The organism is Candidatus Methylarchaceae archaeon HK02M2, assembly GCA_024256165.1.
Classification (GTDB): Archaea; Thermoproteota; Nitrososphaeria; order Nitrososphaerales; family JACAEJ01; genus HK02M2.
The window spans coordinates 1-15,365 of the sequence record JAKLZG010000088.1; the positions used below are offsets into that span (position 1 = coordinate 1).

Consider the following 15,365-nt stretch of genomic DNA (forward strand, 5'->3'; position numbering starts at 1 on the left):
TATATGAGTTAAGTATCACATAATTAAAGTTAAATATATAAAGTATATACAATAATTACTATGCCTATAAAAGCAGCAATATGGGTTCACGGAAATATTGTAGAGGTTGAAAACCCGAAGCCATCGTTACAAATTCGCCGATGGGGTGGGGGGTCACATTTTACAGAAACGAGTCCGGATAGACAAGAATACTGGTTTCACATACCAATCCCGACTCCCGTAATACTCGACGATGTAAGACCTCCTCTCAAGAAAATATTCATATTATATACTGAAAAACCAATTACTTGGATTGGCAGTGGTATGGTATATATTGATGAGGTCAATATTTGGGATGGGGGTTCAAAAAAAGAATGGGTCTGGTCAGAGGAAGTGTGGCCCCCAGGTGCCACTGACCTGTTTCCAAGAGAGTTGGACATTGATCCTCCTATTACGATTCGTCACGGTCTCGGAATTTCTGTTCATGTTGTTTTTAAAGAGATAAGTGAACGACCTGATCGTGGGATCGAGTTCAACACAGCGGGTGCGGATTTTGCACCGCCTTAAAACAAAGAGAAATTAAGGATACCTAATGATTATGTTAAAACAAGCCAAATAAAACCCCTACCTCTTTTTTTAGGAGAAAATCGAATATACTCTATAAGGCGAATAAAATGGCCGTTGTAAGATTAAGAACACTTGAATGTATCAACACAAAAGGAGAAAAAAAGGAGGAAGTGTATTTATGCATATCTGTTGATGGTAGCTCTCCTGGAGTATTCGGGCCTTATGAGATGAAACAAGGCGATACCCTAAATCTAACTAGTACTTTTGAAGGAAGAGATATTCTCATTACTCTTTCTGAAGAAGAATGGGGGCGGGATGACCATTACGGCGGAGTACGAATATTACACCCTGAAGAAGTAGAAGATGCGGACCTTGTCGGGCTTGGAAGATACGTCGCACATTTACCACCCAATGACACATGGCGATATAACCTATATTTTGACGTAGGCGCTGATGAAGATGATATACGCGGACGTGGACGACCAGGGTATTGTCTGGCGTTGGTCTCTCTTCATTGCACTGACGCCCAGTAGTATGCAGATCGTGTGTATATTAAGGTAAATGGCGAGAGGGTATGGGGGCCCCGACGGATGAGAACAGGGGATTTCTTGAGAATGGATCCTCCAGTAGTTACCCCAATCCATCATCACACATCAATCCAGTTATGGGAAACAGATGATCATGGCAGAAAGGATTTTTTTGGCGAATTAATGCTCCAGATTGATTTTCTACATTTCGCTTTTAACGAAAATCAACGTCATACGTTCTCCCGCGACAAAGGTATCGGTGGGGATGCAAGGTATACCTTAGAATATATAGTCAGGAGAAGAATAGCGGTCAGACCAAACCGACCAGTGCAGTATCGTTGTTAGGCGTATACGCGCGCATGTAAATATCTATCTAGAACTTGACATATCCACACTAAATAAGTAAAAAAAGAAACAAAGGGGTCTAGAGCAAAAAAAATCATTTAAAGGTAATAGGATAAACTTCCAATCAGGTTTTACTTCCAAATATCGTTCTCTTTCACCTTAATAGTCGCCGAAATCGGATACCGAAAGTAGAAAAATACTTCCTTGAATAGAATATAGAATAACGGTTATGATGAACTATGATCTTTACTTTAATTGGATCTTTTAAATATCTGTCCTCTTTTAAAGAAGATTATCGTAGCAACAGACAACACAACTACTACGATTGCTACATAGAATAGTATTATGGCGTCTCCTTCCCCCTCATAAGGAACTGTCACCTTGCCATAAACGAAGATGTTGTCTGAAGTATTGGTTTCTTTCGGAACGACGCTGATCTCAGCCTTAATTGTATATTCTCCTGAAGGAACATCATCGGTGCTCCAATAAAATTCATATGTTCGAGTTTCATCTGGAGCAAGTTCATCTAATAATTTCCATTCAATTTGAATTGAATCATAGTAAACACTGATAAAGATGTCTTCTTCAAGGTAATTTAATTCCTCAAAGTAACCTTTGTTCAATTCATTATAACGGTCAAAGGAAGATAGAGCATCACGTTGCTTCTTCAGTAATTGTTTATTATTTAAAACTCGATCAATATTTACTAAGGCGGACTTTACTTTGTTCTCCACCTAATTCACCTTAATGAGTGCCGTCGCCCCGCAGAAGAGTTCGTATATAAACTTGTGTAAAACTAAGATTAATTTAAATAAAATAGGGTCCAAAATCTATTAGTTTATGTTATATTCGTTTATAGCAGATATCTATGAGAAGATAGAAGAAACTACAAAAAGATTGGAAATTATCGATCATCTTGTTAACTTATTCAAAGAGACTAACACTAATCTTATAGATAAAGTAGTGTATTTAACTCAAGGTAAACTATATCCTGACTACATTGGAGTAGAGATTGGAATAGCTGAAAAGCTAGCTATGAGGGCCATAGCAATTTCTACTGGGAATAATTTGGAAAAAATTAGAACTTTCTATAAGAAAGTAGGAGATATAGGTTTGGTAGCTGAAAAAGTGTTGAAGAGTCGTAAACAATCTACACTTTTTAAAGAACAACTTACGGTAAATAGGGTATATACAACCTTGGACAAGATAGCAAAGACTTCTGGACCAGGTTCACTCAATATCAAGTTAAAGTACATTTCTAGCTTGTTCAACGACGCTACGCCAAAGGAAGCAAAGTATATCATAAGGACTGTAACAGGAAAATTGAGGCTCGGTGTGGCAGATTATACAGTATTAGATGCTTTGGCAATTGCTTACACAGGTGATAAGAGCAATAGACCCACCTTAGAGAGAGCATATAATCTGTCTAGTGACTTAGGCACAATCGCTAAGACTGTAGCAAGTCAGGGTCTAAAAGGTATAAAGAGTTACAGGATAACAATCAATAGACCCGTTAGACCTATGTTATCTGAAAGGTTGGAAACTGTTCATGAAATTATCGAAAAGCTGAATGGAAAGTGTATTGCAGAATACAAGCTAGATGGGGAACGTATCCAAATTCACAAAAATGGCAGTTTAATAAAACTTTTTTCACGTCGACTTGAAAACATTACAAATCATTATCCTGATGTTATAGATCTAGCAATGATTTATCTTAAAGCTGATAAAGTCATAACAGAGGCAGAGTGTGTAGCGGTAAATCCAGATACTGGGAAGCTCTTACCATTCCAGGAACTTATGCACAGAAGACGCAAGTATGAAATTAATAAAGCTTTAATAGATTATCCAGTTTCGTTATTTTTCTTCGATATATTATACCTAGACGGTGAAGATCTGACCCAAAGACCTTACTTGGAGAGGAGGGAGAAATTAAAACAGCTAGTAACACAAGACGATAGAATTAAGATCGTTCCGAGTATCTACTCAGATGATCCAAAAGAGATAGAGAATTTTTTAGGAGAAGCTATAGCCAATGGTTGTGAGGGAATAATGGCAAAGGACCCTAACGGTATTTATAGAGCTGGGGCAAGGGAATTCAGCTGGATTAAGCTTAAGAGAGAGTATGGAAGTGAGTTGGGGGATACTTTAGACCTGGTTATAGTGGGCGCATTCTATGGCCGAGGTCGTAGAGCTGGCAAATATGGTGCATTTTTACTTACAGCTTATGATAAAGATAACGATATGTTTAGAAGTGTGAGTAAAATTGGAACGGGATTTACTGATGAGACTCTCGAAAAAATTCCAAAAATACTCGCGCCATATAAAATAGATCACATACATGCTCGTGTTGACTCAAAGTTAGAAGCTGATGTCTGGTTTATACCTCATATAGTAATTGAAGTAATAGCTGCCGAAATAACCATAAGTCCCATCCATACATGTTGCATGAATGCTATTCGTAAAGGAAGTGGTCTTGCGCTAAGATTTCCGAAATATACAGGTAGACTTAGAAATAATAAAGCTCCTGAAGATGCAACTACAGTGAAAGAGATAGAAGAGATTTACAAGGGACAGTTGAAAAGGGTAGAAAAACAGAAAAATCATGATAATTGATTTATAAAAATTGGGAAAATATGGTAAAGGTGATAGTCATCTTCCGAGAGTTTGATTATGATTAATTCATCCTACTACTTTTAGATAGAGATTTTTTTAAATGTAATTAAGTTAAAACAAAAATCAAAGTTTATTACAGACTTTTTAAAATTTTCAATAGAGTTGAAAAGACTCACTCAATATGAGCTCTGTGAGGTCGGTAATCTTAGATATTTGTTCCATCGTGATTGATTCAATATCTGTTTTTATAGATGATAATAATTTCCCCTCTTCTAATAACACTGTAACGCTAGCTATCTTTGGTTGGTCTATAGGATTTCCTATACAACTGAGCATGTGTAAATATACCTCTTTTATGCCTTTTACTTCGTTGTAGATCTCATCTGCTGTTTTCTGGGCGAGTAAATTAAAGAGTTTTCCTGTATGATTGATTGGATTCTTTCCTGCACATGCTTCCATAGAGCATGGCCGCATAGGTGTGATTAGACCATTCAACTTATTACCTCTACCTGTATTGCCATCATCCCCTGATTCAGCTGAAGTTCCAGTCACAGTAAGATAAAATACGTTCTTTTCATAATCATCTGCGGGATTAATCTTCACTTTAACATCCATATCCGTTATCTTGGATGAAAAATCTTCGATCTTTTGTATTACATCTTCTTTCACGCTAATGTAATGGTTTTTATCAGGTATTAAGCCGCTTACCATGGCTGCAGCAATTGTGAGATCAATCTCATTATCTCTTCTTAGAGCCATAACTTTTATATCCTCACCTACTTCAGGAATTTCCTTTTTCAGTTTTTCAGAATTTAGAAACCTTTCAGTTTCTAGTACAAGCCTTTCTGTAGGGGTCAATGGTGAAAAACCGACACCTACTGATGTATCATTTGATAACGGCATGTTGTAAGATTTTTCGAATATATGGACAAGATCTGCCGAACCTTGTTTCATTCTATAATCTACAATGATGTGTTTCTCTGGATCAAGAAACCTCATCTTCGACTTGAAAAAATTCTTTATTGAAGAGATTAAGAGTCTTCCCACAGGTATGGGCTCTATCTTGTTATCGTTCACTACAAAATTAGTGACCCTTCCTGCCACGATGACATATATAGGTTCGATAACATCTCCCCCTCCAAAATTAGGTTTAGACTGCCCACCCACTAAAAGGCCCTTATCCACATTATGATGAAGAATAGTTTTATACTTCTGGAGGTAATATTTACATAGCGCTCTCGAAACGGATTCAGATGCCCCGTCAATAAGGCTATCAGGATGTCCTTGACCTTTTCGTTCTACAATTTCTACATCAAGATCTTTTATAGCTATTGTCTTTAGTTGCCCAACATGGATAGACTTTCCTTCCATGATATCACTTACTTAAAGGTTGTCTTCTATTCGAACGAAGAGAACATTATTACCACGTATAACAACTTTTCCATAGTTGGTTAAAAGAGTGCCATTGTTATATTCTTCTGCATTCACTAAGATCACATTCATATATGTATCTACATTGCACATCTTGCCTTTATATTCAGTATCACTCTTCAGCCGCACAACAACGCGCTTATTGATAGCTTTTTGAAGGGCTACTAAAGGTTTCTTCATAGTTTGGGACAATAAGTGATTCCCTCAGTTTTCATCTCTTCACTCTATGAGTTCTGGAATAAAAGTCTATCGCATTTCAATTGAGATTGAATCTACCAAATTTTAATTCGAGAACAAAAATATCTAATAATAATAGTAATATTGAATTCGTCAATATATTTGAGTGAGTAGCAAAACATTCGGTTTGTATATTAGTGATACATTTTTTAAGGATGATCATAACGGTAAGATAATCTAATGATATATAGATCAAATCATAATATGGACCGCATAATAACAAATTCAATGTATTCTAAAAAATTTAAGACTGAAACTATAACATTAGGATCTAGATCATTAAACGTAATATTAAATGGTGGTGTAAAGACCGGATTTGTAACAGATTTTTTTGGTGCCAGCAAAACTGGAAAGACTCAGATATGCTTCCATCTTTGCGTAACTGCACTACTTTTAGATGAAGAAAGTGGAGTGGTATTTGTAGATACATTGGGAACTTTTAGACCTGAAAGAATAAAAGAGATTGCAAATCATTATAAAGTAAAAGAAGACTTATCTAAAAGAATAATGGTTGTCAAAGCCAGAAATATAAGTACGCAGGTAGATGTTCCAAAAAGGCTTAAGATAATTGCTCCATTTCATGTCAGATTGCTCATCATAGATACAATAACAGATAATTTTATCTTTGAATATCAAGGAGAAGAAAGGATTACAGATCGGCAATCAAATTTAGCTAAGCACCTGCATGACTTATGCTCATTAGCTGTTAAAAATGGAGTAGCAGTTGTAATCACTAATACTGTTAGAAGTAGAATCAAGGACGATCAATACTATGAGGTAGAGACAGGTGGGAACGTTGCATCACAAGGAGTTCATATAAGAGTTCATCTATCAAAAGAGTCTTATAGCATTAGTGCTAGAGTAGTCCAGCCGCCAATTAACAAAGCGATTGCTCATTTTAGAATAAACTCAGCAGGGATAATCGATAATGATTAAGATAGATAAAAAGAATCATAGGAAAATAAAGATGTGCTATAAGCTCATTATAGAAAGAAAATATTCGGATGCTAAAGGATTTTTTAAGCCTTTGGAATCAGGAATCAGTCCGGGTGTCAAGTTTGCTATCGAGGGTATCATCAACTTTTCTAAAGATGGTGATCTTTCTGATTTTGAAAATTTGAAAAAGTTACGTAAGTTGCTCAATACTAGGCTCTCGTCTAAATGGAACGATGATTTTGATAGAGATTATTTTTGGACTTGGATAAATTTCATTAGATTTTTACAAAGACATACTAGATGAGACGATCAGAGTATTGTAGACGATCCATGTAAAGAGCCAGAGAGCAATAAAGCTACCGATGCCAGTGGTCAGTATCTTATGTGATTCTTTTTTTGAAAGATTTAATTTTATAACGTATTTGGCCATAAAATACGAAATAATATATGCGATAATCGCAAGTAACAATCCTTTATATGCTTCGTTTCCAAGAAAGCCCATAATACCTGATAGAAAACCCGTAGCCATACCTAGAAAAGCGCGGGTCCAGAAGAGTTGATCGATAGGATTAGGCTTGATCAGCATACATCACGCACAAAACAATTTACTTTGTAAAATTTAAACATATTGAAATATATTGTTGTTTAAACATAGTATTAATGAATTTGGAACTATCGAGCATTGAGCTAAAGCATATAGTTAAAAGGTTGAACGAGACCTTAAGCGGTTATTATATTAATAATATTTACCTCATTAATAAAGAAACGATTCTCTTTAAATTACACCATAGTGGAAAACCTGAGAAGAGGTTAGCATTATCAGCTGGCAAGGGGTTATGGATCACAACATATTTGTTAGAGCCCAAGAAACCGTTGGGAATAACTCCAGCTTTAAGGAGGAACTTGGTAAGAAAGAAGATATTAAAGATAGAGCAACCCAAGGGAGAGAGGATAGCAATATTAAATGCTAGTTCTCCTGAAGGTTTGCGGAAACTTGTAGGTGAGTTTTTTGCCAATGGGAATATTATCCTTACAGATGAAGACGATTGGATTATATCAGCATTAAAGACTTTAAAGGTGAGACATCGTGAAATATTAACAGGTAGAAAATACACTTTCCCACCACCTAAAGGTTTAGATGTAAATTTTTTATTACTTGAAGATCTAGTTCCATCATTAAATTCTAAACTTGAGATTTCAAGATGGTTGGGTAGAAACCTTTCTTTGTCAAAGAAATATGTTGAAGAGATATTAGCAAGAGCAGAAATAGATCCGAAAGCCATAGGAACGAATCTTACGAATGAAGATATTCAGAAGATACACACTAAGATAAATGAGATAATCAACCTTATCGAAGCTGAAGAAGAACCAACAATAGTTCTTGAAAATGGCCGTCCCATCGATGCTTCACCTTTTAAATTTTTATCCTATAAAGAGAAAGATCTTAAAACTTGTACATCTTATTTTGAAGCAATAGATGAAGTATTTACTGGTGAGATAACAGCTATTAAGCATGAAATCGAGTTCAGACCTCTGCATCGAAAGATAAAAGAGATGAATTTTGCCTTAGAAGAACAAAGAAGACAAAAAGAGAGAATTTCGGTCGAGGCTAAATCTCTTAGAAGCACTGCCCAAAAGCTTTCCAATAAAGTATTATCAAGTGGATTTCAAAACATAGAGGTCATATCAGATAGAATCCATGAGTTAGGGATTGATAAATTCACACCGAGAGGTGATAAATTATTCATATCAATAAAAGGCTTGATATTAAAGGCTGATAGGAAATGTCCAATCATGAAATTTGTGTCACAACTCTATGATGAAGCGAAGATTTTAGAAAGAAAATCAATTGCAATAGAGTTAGCTGAGAAATCTCTTATCGCAGAAAGAGATGCTTTACTTAAAAAGATTGAAGCACAAAAAATAGCTAAAAAAAATGATGAGAAAAAGACAAGGGAGAAATCATGGTTTGAGAGGTATCGTTGGTTCATAACTTCAGATGGATTGCTAGCGATAGGCGGCAGAGATGCCACTTCAAATACAGCAATAATAAAGAAGCACATGAACAATTGTGATCTAGTCTTTCATGCTGATATTCTAGGGTCTCCCTTTTTTATTTTAAAAGGTACAAAAGAGATGGAACAAAGCATAAATGAAACAGCTCATGCAGTTGCTAGTTATAGTAGAGCGTGGAAAGAAGGTTTTGCGGCTATAGATGTATACTATGTAGAGCCAGAACAAATAAAGATGCAAGCGCCAAGCGGTATGTACTTACCTAAGGGCAGTTTCCTAATCGAGGGGAAAAGAAACTATATAAAAGGTTTAGAAATAAAAATTGCGATTGGACTGCACAAAATGGAAGAAGGAATAGCAATAATGGGGGGGCCAATAAGTGCAGTAAGAAAAAATTCTTTATCATATGTTATATTAGAACCTGATAAAGTAAATATTAGTAAGACTGCCAAGATGGTCAAGGAGGCTCTTGTTAGGATCGATAGCAGGAATTTACGATTATTAAGGTCTTTGTCTTTAGATGATATAATCAGAGTCCTTCCAGGTGGTGGGATGATCGTGTTCAAGGATTATGGTGAGCAAAATATTAATGTATAGTAAAACATCATATGGGATGGGAAAGAAAAGTGACTGTGTCAATCCGTACAAGAGTGCTAGTGCGGGAGGTTATGAATAGTCCTGCAATTACAGCATCGCCGAATGAGACAGCCAAGGATTTAGCTTTAAGAATGATTCAAAACAAAGTTGGTAGCATAGTGATCACAGAAAGCGATAAACCTACGGGCATAGTCACAGATGGTGATATAACCTTTAAAGCTGTGGCAAAAGATTTCAAGCCAAGTGAGGTACTAGCGAGAGATATCATGTCATCACCTTTACACACGATCAATAGCGATAAAGACATAAGAGAAGCAGCAAGAGTTATGAGGAATTTAAGGATAAAAAGACTTGGTGTAACTTATAAAAATAGATTAGTTGGCATGATAACCATCTCAGATATTGTAGCCATTATACCCGAGATTATGGAAATAGCATCTGAGAAAGCACGAATTATGACTGGTGAAGCTAGAAGGAAGAGAGGTTCCTTATCTGGTTATTGTGACATATGCAATCAATGGTCTGATTACTTAATGGAAGTAGATGGAAAATTCCGTTGTGAGGAATGCCGTGAAGGAAAGCGAACTATCGAATAGATAATCTCAATGTTACATCTAAGAATATATTATATTGAAGGTATAATCTAATTAGAATACTCAAGATTTTTTTTATGATGGATGGGATTATAGAATAAAAATATCAAATCTTAATTCTCTATAGAGGAAAGAAGGATGAGTGAAATTATTAACATAATCAATGCAAACGTTTTGATAAAGGGCAAGATATTAGATATCGGTATAACTATCATTGGAGATAAGATTGTAAAGATAGGCAAGGAGAGCACCCTACAAAAAGCTGAAAGAACATTTAATGCTGGTAGAAGGCTTGTACTTCCGGGCTTCATAGATGTTCACACTCATCTCAGAGATTTTAAGTTATCTTATAAAGAGAACTTCTCATCTGGTACAGCGGCAGCGGTTGCAGGTGGATTTACTACTGTTTTAGACATGCCAAATAGCAAACCACCTACTACAACAACAGAGATTGTCAAAGAAAGATTTCTAAAGGCTAAAGGGAAGATATTTTGTGATGTAGGCTTTTACGCAACACCGAGGAGTCCCGATCAAGTAGAGAATTTAGTAGATTCCGGTTGTAAAGCTATGAAGATATACATGGCAAAGTCAATAGACTACGAGAATTATTCTACAGAAAGAGACATTTCTAAATTGATTCAAAAGGTATCGTCGCTAGGGATAGTTCTTTCCGTACATGCAGAAGATCCTAATTTTATAAAGAGAGCTGAGGCCGATTTATCACCAGAACTACATGCTCGGTCTCATACAATAAAAGCTGAAGAAAGTGCTATAGATATAGCGATAAACGCTTCACAAAAATTTGGGGGAAAGTTGCATATATGCCATGTCTCTACTTTCGGAGGGTTGAATAAAATAAGAAACGCAAAGGAGAAGGGCGTAGATATAACATGTGAAACAGCTCCACACTACATAACTCTTACGAACAAGATATTTAGTAGATTTGGTAAGAAATCGATAGTCGAACCTCCTCTACGCTCAAAGAGACATATTGAAGCAATTGTAAAGGGGATATCGAATGGAGATGTAGATATAATCGCTACAGATCATGCACCCCATACATTAGAAGAGAAAGATCAAGGGAGCCCTGGTTTTCCTGGTCTTGAGACCGCTGTACCAATTTTATATACATTAGTACGAGATGGTATACTAACTCTATCTAGGGTAACCGATGCTTTTACAACAAAGCCAGCTGAGAGATTTTCTTTACTTGACCGAGGTAAGATAGAAGTAGGAAGAGTGGCGAACTTAACAATAATCGATTTAAAAAGTGAAAAAAAGATTGACTCACAAAATTTCTTTTCAAAATGTAAATTTTCCCCATTCGATGGCAAGCTTGTTAAAGCTAGCATTTATGCTACATTTGTTAGAGGCAAAGTAGTATTTTTAGATGGAGATTTAGTCCCATCAATAAAGGCGGGTATGACTATAAAAGATCGTAAACGGCATGAATAAGTTGTTTATATCTTTAATCAATGATGAAGCAATGGAAAAAGATTAAACCTTAATCTCTCTATCTAATAAATAATGGATGATCATCAAAATAATAGTAAATATACTGTCAGATTTATAGCAGATGGTATGCTTGGTAGCTTGGCAAGGAAACTTAGAATATATGGATTTGATGTTCTTTATAATACTGAAAGTAATGACAAAGATATTTTAGCTATTGCAAAGAGTGGAAAGAGAGTAATTTTAACTTCCGACAAAGATCTTCATAATAGAGCTACATTAAACGGATTGAAGTCGATCTTTATATTAGGTAAGGAAGATGAGGACAGAATTATAACTGTATTCAAGAGTTTTGGTATAGCTCCAAAGCTAAACCCAAAAAATTCAAGATGTTCTTTATGTAATGGCGAGATAAAAGAGATCGATAAATATAATGTAATTGGTCAAATTCCAAAGCGCATAATAAAGAGTCACGATCGTTTCTATTCTTGCATTACATGTGGCAAGATATATTGGATAGGAGGACACTGGACTAGACTCGAGAAACTATCTGAAAGGGTCAGAAAAAATCTAACAAATTTAAATCAAAGCATAATTTTTGAGTAAGATAAGAGGCCTTGATTATCAATAATGATGAAGGAAAGCTCCTAGTAAAGATTGCAAGAGATGCCATAGAGACTTACATTAAAGAGGGTAGAAAGATTGCACCTCCTAAAGATTTACCAGAAAAATTATATAATAAGTCTGGAGTGTTCGTTACAATCAATATATGCAAAGATGGTAACGAGCTTAGAGGATGTATCGGTCACCCATATCCAGACGTTGCTTTAATCGAAGCTATCATCGACTCAGGAATAGCAGCAGCGGTCAGTGATCCTAGGTTTGATCCTATGATAGTAGATGAGCTAGACGAAGTTATTATCGAGGTTAGCGTTCTAACCACTCCAGAACTCATAGTCGTGAAAACTCCAAGAGAGTATCCATCAAAAGTTCAATTAGGAGAAGATGGGTTAATTGTCAAATGGGCATGGGGTAGCGGTTTGCTTCTACCTCAAGTTCCAGTAGAATATAATTGGAGCGTTGAGGAATTTCTATCTCACACATGTATGAAGGCTGGGGCCACTCCTGATACTTGGCTTTCACCTAATACTAAAATCTATAAATTCCAAGCGATCATATTTGGGGAGTTATTGCCAAGAGGTTTAGTAGTAAGGAAAAAGGCGTAAAGGGACTTCCCATTTGGTCCAACGAGTTTACATGCCCATCTATGGCTCGGGCCTAGGTCATGTAAACAGAACGATTTTAATAGCTAAAAGGTTAATGAAGAAGAGGATAGAAGTAAGATTTTCTTCGTCTAATTTTATAGCCAATTATCTAAAACATAATGGATTTAAATGCGGTATAGTACCTTTAGTAGATGTAAAATGGAATCAAGATAGCGAACTTTCCGTTTCTAGTGTCTCAAGAGAGGCTTTGCCCGCTTTAAAAAATTTTGCTCATCAATTGATGCTTGAAGTTGCTGAAATGAAGTCTTACATTCCTAATATTGTTCTATCCGATTCTAGACTTTCAGCCATCTTAGCTGCTAAATTACTTGGACTGCAATCATTTGTAATTTTGAATCAAGTGAGGATTTTATTCTCAACGAGAAAGAGAAAAGTTGTACCAATATTAGAAGATATTGAGGCTGAAATCTTAGGTAAGCTCTGGTCTTTTTCTAAAGGGATAATTCTGCCCGATTTACCACCTCCTTACACAATTTCAGAGAAAAACCTTTGGGGAATTGGCTCAATTAAAGGGAAGACCCATTACGTTGGTTTCATAGTTCCAAAACCTATCATAAATGATTTGGATTTGGATAGAATTTCAGAAGAACTTAATATAAAAAGAGATAAGCCGATAATATTCACGCAGATCAGTGGTCCCACCCAGACTAAAAAGAAAATATTAAGGACAATAGTAAAGACTGCAAATATCTATAGTGAAAAATACAATTTTATAATATCAGAAGGCCTATTAGGGGGTAATTCAGAGCCGAGAAAATTTGATGGAGGATTGTATTATGAATGGTGTCCCATTAAAGATGAGTTATTCACTTTATCTGATGCAGTTATCATCAGAGCTGGGCATTCTACAATAGCTCAATCAATCTCATTTGGTAAACCTATGATCGTAATTCCTATTCCTACTCACAGTGAGCAGATATGCAATGCAAGAAAAGTTACAAAGCTCGGCATTGGCATATTTTTAGATCAAAAATATTTAGCACCTAGTAAGCTTGATGAATCCATCTCGTCTATTATGCAAAATGAATTTACAAAAAATATTAAGAGATTGAAGAATATTGCTGATAAATTTGATGGAATAGAGAATACTGTCAAGATTATTGTGGATCACATTGGATTAAAATAATCTTAAGATTTCTACTATACTTTCATTTATAAAAATTAACTAAAAGTTGTTTGATAATAAGAATCATAAAAAAAATCAACGGCCTCTTGGCTGAAGGTTAAAGATGTATGAGGAAAGGAGTTTAAGAACTCTGATAAGTGTGTACTAATTAAAGATATGTATCTTCTTGTTTTGGTGTCGATACGACTACAACAACAATGATAATTGTAAATAATATTGCCGTAAGTACCAATTCCAAGAATGGAACCTGAGACAGCAAGGTAGAGATTGATATGATCGACTGTGAAGACGGCACTAATTCTCCTGTTTCAATAGGTAGTTCAACCACATATAAAGGAGTTTCATCTTCCGATCCAAGTGTAGAAACACCAATAGATGGATCATGTCTTAATAAATTATTAGCAAAGTAAGGATAGACAATGAACACCTTCAACAATCCATTAATAGTCCAAAAGGTGCCTTCAACATCTTCAGTAGTACTTTGATCTCCATTATTGGCTTGAGGAACAATAATTGCTTTAGAGTTAAATCTGAAGAAGCCTGTTATTATGCTTTCTCTGGTCGATATTTTAAGATTCGGGAGACCATTTGATGCAATTATCTCATCTTCCTCATCAATTGCACCACTCAACTCAACAGTTTTTTCTCCAATTATGACCTCAGCTCCTAATTCGATCTGTTCACCGGTGATTATAATACCATCTCTCTCTTCGTTCATTATACTAAGTCTATTCTCCTCCTCCACAGTGCGAACATTGAATTTAGTGCTCAAAACAATCTTAGGGGATAGATCTGGAATTTGATCAGAAAATTCACCGAGAGAATCCATGAATAAATCATAGTTCCATTGCCAATTGGAGATGATTATATCAGATTTCAACTCAGATCGGGATAGAGATATCTTACTATCTCCTATCCGTTCTTCCACAGGGACAAAGTATATTCTATTTATTATGAGGATATTACCTTCTGTGAAATCAAAATTTGGATTTTTCGATTCAGTTAGTTTAAAAGCAAAGGCAAGACCTATGACTTTACCATCTTGAGCTTTAATTACTTGCATATCCGCAATTAGATCCCACTTCTCATCGAAGAATGTGTAGAAGAAAGGATGAAGATCGTTTGCAGCCTTATTAATCTTTGGAGTGATTATGCTGTTCCCTACCCAGCCATATATATGTGCGTGCTCTATAAACTCGCTTTTGAAATCTTTTGTATCATCAAACAACATATCATGCCTAAATTGTTCAGACGTAAATAACCAAGCTTCAGCCAGACCTTCGTATTTTACAACATATATGATGCTGTCATCATCATTATACCACCAAACATACATAGGTACAACTTTTTCTAATGGGACAGCTATTGTAATAACATCTGTTTTAACGATTTTCCAATCTTCTAGCTCCTCATAAATATAATCCGTTTCATTAAGGGATTGACTGTAGCATATTGGTAAAATCATAGGAAAAATTGTAATCGCTATAATAATCGCAACTACCACCTTATTCCGTCCAATTATACATGTCAATCTGCAATCATATTATTGTATAAGCATTATATAATATATGGTGTTCTAGAAATGTTTTAATTTCTAAGGAACAATAATGATTAAGCATTTAGAATAATTTGGAAAATTCTTTATCTTCTTCTAATCATATTT

At 35.5% G+C, this 15,365-nt stretch carries 17 protein-coding genes; 12 read left to right on the forward strand and 5 right to left on the reverse strand.

Going from position 1 to position 15,365, the window contains the following annotated elements; translation table 11 throughout:
- The first annotated feature begins 60 nt into the window (after positions 1–60).
- The 3 genes from L6N96_06845 to L6N96_06855 all read left to right on the forward strand — a co-directional run bounded on the left by L6N96_06845 (position 61) and on the right by L6N96_06855 (position 1,418).
- Positions 61–546, forward strand: a complete 486-nt coding sequence (locus L6N96_06845) for a hypothetical protein (protein MCP8323874.1) — start codon at positions 61–63, stop codon at positions 544–546.
- A gap of 107 nt (positions 547–653) precedes the next feature.
- Positions 654–1,079, forward strand: a complete 426-nt coding sequence (locus L6N96_06850; protein ID MCP8323875.1) for a hypothetical protein — start codon at positions 654–656, stop codon at positions 1,077–1,079.
- A 75-nt stretch (positions 1,080–1,154) separates the two neighbouring features.
- Positions 1,155–1,418 (forward strand): hypothetical protein, encoded by a 264-nt coding sequence (locus L6N96_06855; GenBank protein ID MCP8323876.1) that lies wholly within the window; start codon positions 1,155–1,157, stop codon positions 1,416–1,418.
- A gap of 251 nt (positions 1,419–1,669) precedes the next feature.
- Here L6N96_06855 and L6N96_06860 read toward each other — a convergent pair whose 3' ends face one another.
- Positions 1,670–2,152, reverse strand: a complete 483-nt coding sequence (locus tag L6N96_06860; GenBank protein MCP8323877.1) for a hypothetical protein — start codon at positions 2,150–2,152, stop codon at positions 1,670–1,672.
- A gap of 106 nt (positions 2,153–2,258) precedes the next feature.
- Between L6N96_06860 and L6N96_06865 the strand changes: the two genes are divergently transcribed.
- Positions 2,259–4,031, forward strand: coding sequence for an ATP-dependent DNA ligase (locus L6N96_06865; GenBank protein MCP8323878.1), 1,773 nt, complete (start codon positions 2,259–2,261; stop codon positions 4,029–4,031).
- 153 nt (positions 4,032–4,184) lie between these two features.
- On the opposite strand, the gene L6N96_06870 is transcribed toward L6N96_06865, so the two are convergent.
- Both L6N96_06870 and L6N96_06875 read right to left on the reverse strand, forming a co-directional pair.
- Positions 4,185–5,402, reverse strand: a complete 1,218-nt coding sequence (locus L6N96_06870) for a methionine adenosyltransferase (GenBank protein MCP8323879.1) — start codon at positions 5,400–5,402, stop codon at positions 4,185–4,187.
- 12 nt (positions 5,403–5,414) lie between these two features.
- Entirely contained in the window at positions 5,415–5,654 is a 240-nt protein-coding gene (locus L6N96_06875) for a hypothetical protein (GenBank protein MCP8323880.1), read from the reverse strand.
- Between the two features lie 273 nt (positions 5,655–5,927).
- On the opposite strand from L6N96_06875, the gene L6N96_06880 reads away from it, so the two are divergent.
- Both L6N96_06880 and L6N96_06885 read left to right on the forward strand, forming a co-directional pair.
- Positions 5,928–6,635 (forward strand): hypothetical protein, encoded by a 708-nt coding sequence (locus tag L6N96_06880; GenBank protein MCP8323881.1) that lies wholly within the window; start codon positions 5,928–5,930, stop codon positions 6,633–6,635.
- Positions 6,628–6,939 carry a hypothetical protein gene (locus L6N96_06885; protein MCP8323882.1) on the forward strand — a complete coding sequence of 104 codons (312 nt, stop codon included), beginning with the start codon at positions 6,628–6,630 and terminating at the stop codon, positions 6,937–6,939. Before L6N96_06880 ends, L6N96_06885 begins: the two co-directional genes overlap by 8 nt.
- Here the strand turns inward: L6N96_06885 and L6N96_06890 are convergent.
- Positions 6,919–7,221, reverse strand: coding sequence for a hypothetical protein (locus L6N96_06890; protein ID MCP8323883.1), 303 nt, complete (start codon positions 7,219–7,221; stop codon positions 6,919–6,921). The two genes, L6N96_06885 and L6N96_06890, sit on opposite strands and share 21 nt — an antisense overlap.
- A gap of 80 nt (positions 7,222–7,301) precedes the next feature.
- Between L6N96_06890 and L6N96_06895 the strand changes: the two genes are divergently transcribed.
- The 6 genes from L6N96_06895 to L6N96_06920 all read left to right on the forward strand — a co-directional run bounded on the left by L6N96_06895 (position 7,302) and on the right by L6N96_06920 (position 13,702).
- Positions 7,302–9,245: an NFACT family protein gene (locus L6N96_06895; protein ID MCP8323884.1), complete on the forward strand. Its 1,944-nt coding sequence runs from the start codon at positions 7,302–7,304 to the stop codon at positions 9,243–9,245.
- A 71-nt stretch (positions 9,246–9,316) separates the two neighbouring features.
- Positions 9,317–9,841 (forward strand): CBS domain-containing protein, encoded by a 525-nt coding sequence (locus L6N96_06900; protein ID MCP8323885.1) that lies wholly within the window; start codon positions 9,317–9,319, stop codon positions 9,839–9,841.
- A 135-nt stretch (positions 9,842–9,976) separates the two neighbouring features.
- Positions 9,977–11,293 carry a dihydroorotase family protein gene (locus tag L6N96_06905; GenBank protein ID MCP8323886.1) on the forward strand — a complete coding sequence of 439 codons (1,317 nt, stop codon included), beginning with the start codon at positions 9,977–9,979 and terminating at the stop codon, positions 11,291–11,293.
- A gap of 72 nt (positions 11,294–11,365) precedes the next feature.
- The gene (locus L6N96_06910) at positions 11,366–11,896 is read left to right on the forward strand and encodes a Mut7-C RNAse domain-containing protein (protein MCP8323887.1); all 531 of its coding nucleotides are present in this window, start codon (positions 11,366–11,368) and stop codon (positions 11,894–11,896) included.
- Positions 11,897–11,907: 11 nt separating this feature from the next.
- Positions 11,908–12,516: a TIGR00296 family protein gene (locus L6N96_06915; GenBank protein ID MCP8323888.1), complete on the forward strand. Its 609-nt coding sequence runs from the start codon at positions 11,908–11,910 to the stop codon at positions 12,514–12,516.
- A 13-nt stretch (positions 12,517–12,529) separates the two neighbouring features.
- A complete protein-coding gene (locus L6N96_06920) occupies positions 12,530–13,702 on the forward strand; it encodes a hypothetical protein (protein MCP8323889.1) in 1,173 nt (390 codons plus the stop codon).
- A gap of 148 nt (positions 13,703–13,850) precedes the next feature.
- Here L6N96_06920 and L6N96_06925 read toward each other — a convergent pair whose 3' ends face one another.
- A complete protein-coding gene (locus tag L6N96_06925) occupies positions 13,851–15,206 on the reverse strand; it encodes a hypothetical protein (GenBank protein MCP8323890.1) in 1,356 nt (451 codons plus the stop codon).
- Positions 15,207–15,365 lie beyond the last annotated feature (159 nt).

Bases quoted from the DNA above. Each gene is read 5' to 3' on its own strand.
- L6N96_06845 (MCP8323874.1), top strand. From the start codon at position 61: ATGCCTATAAAAGCAGCAATATGGGTTCACGGAAATATTGTAGAGGTT.
- L6N96_06850 (MCP8323875.1), top strand. From the start codon at position 654: ATGGCCGTTGTAAGATTAAGAACACTTGAATGTATCAACACAAAAGGA.
- L6N96_06865 (MCP8323878.1), top strand. From the start codon at position 2,259: ATGTTATATTCGTTTATAGCAGATATCTATGAGAAGATAGAAGAAACT.
- L6N96_06870 (MCP8323879.1), bottom strand. From the start codon at position 5,402: ATGGAAGGAAAGTCTATCCATGTTGGGCAACTAAAGACAATAGCTATA.
- L6N96_06880 (MCP8323881.1), top strand. From the start codon at position 5,928: ATGTATTCTAAAAAATTTAAGACTGAAACTATAACATTAGGATCTAGA.
- L6N96_06885 (MCP8323882.1), top strand. From the start codon at position 6,628: ATGATTAAGATAGATAAAAAGAATCATAGGAAAATAAAGATGTGCTAT.
- L6N96_06890 (MCP8323883.1), bottom strand. From the start codon at position 7,221: ATGCTGATCAAGCCTAATCCTATCGATCAACTCTTCTGGACCCGCGCT.
- L6N96_06900 (MCP8323885.1), top strand. From the start codon at position 9,317: ATGAATAGTCCTGCAATTACAGCATCGCCGAATGAGACAGCCAAGGAT.
- L6N96_06905 (MCP8323886.1), top strand. From the start codon at position 9,977: ATGAGTGAAATTATTAACATAATCAATGCAAACGTTTTGATAAAGGGC.
- L6N96_06910 (MCP8323887.1), top strand. From the start codon at position 11,366: ATGGATGATCATCAAAATAATAGTAAATATACTGTCAGATTTATAGCA.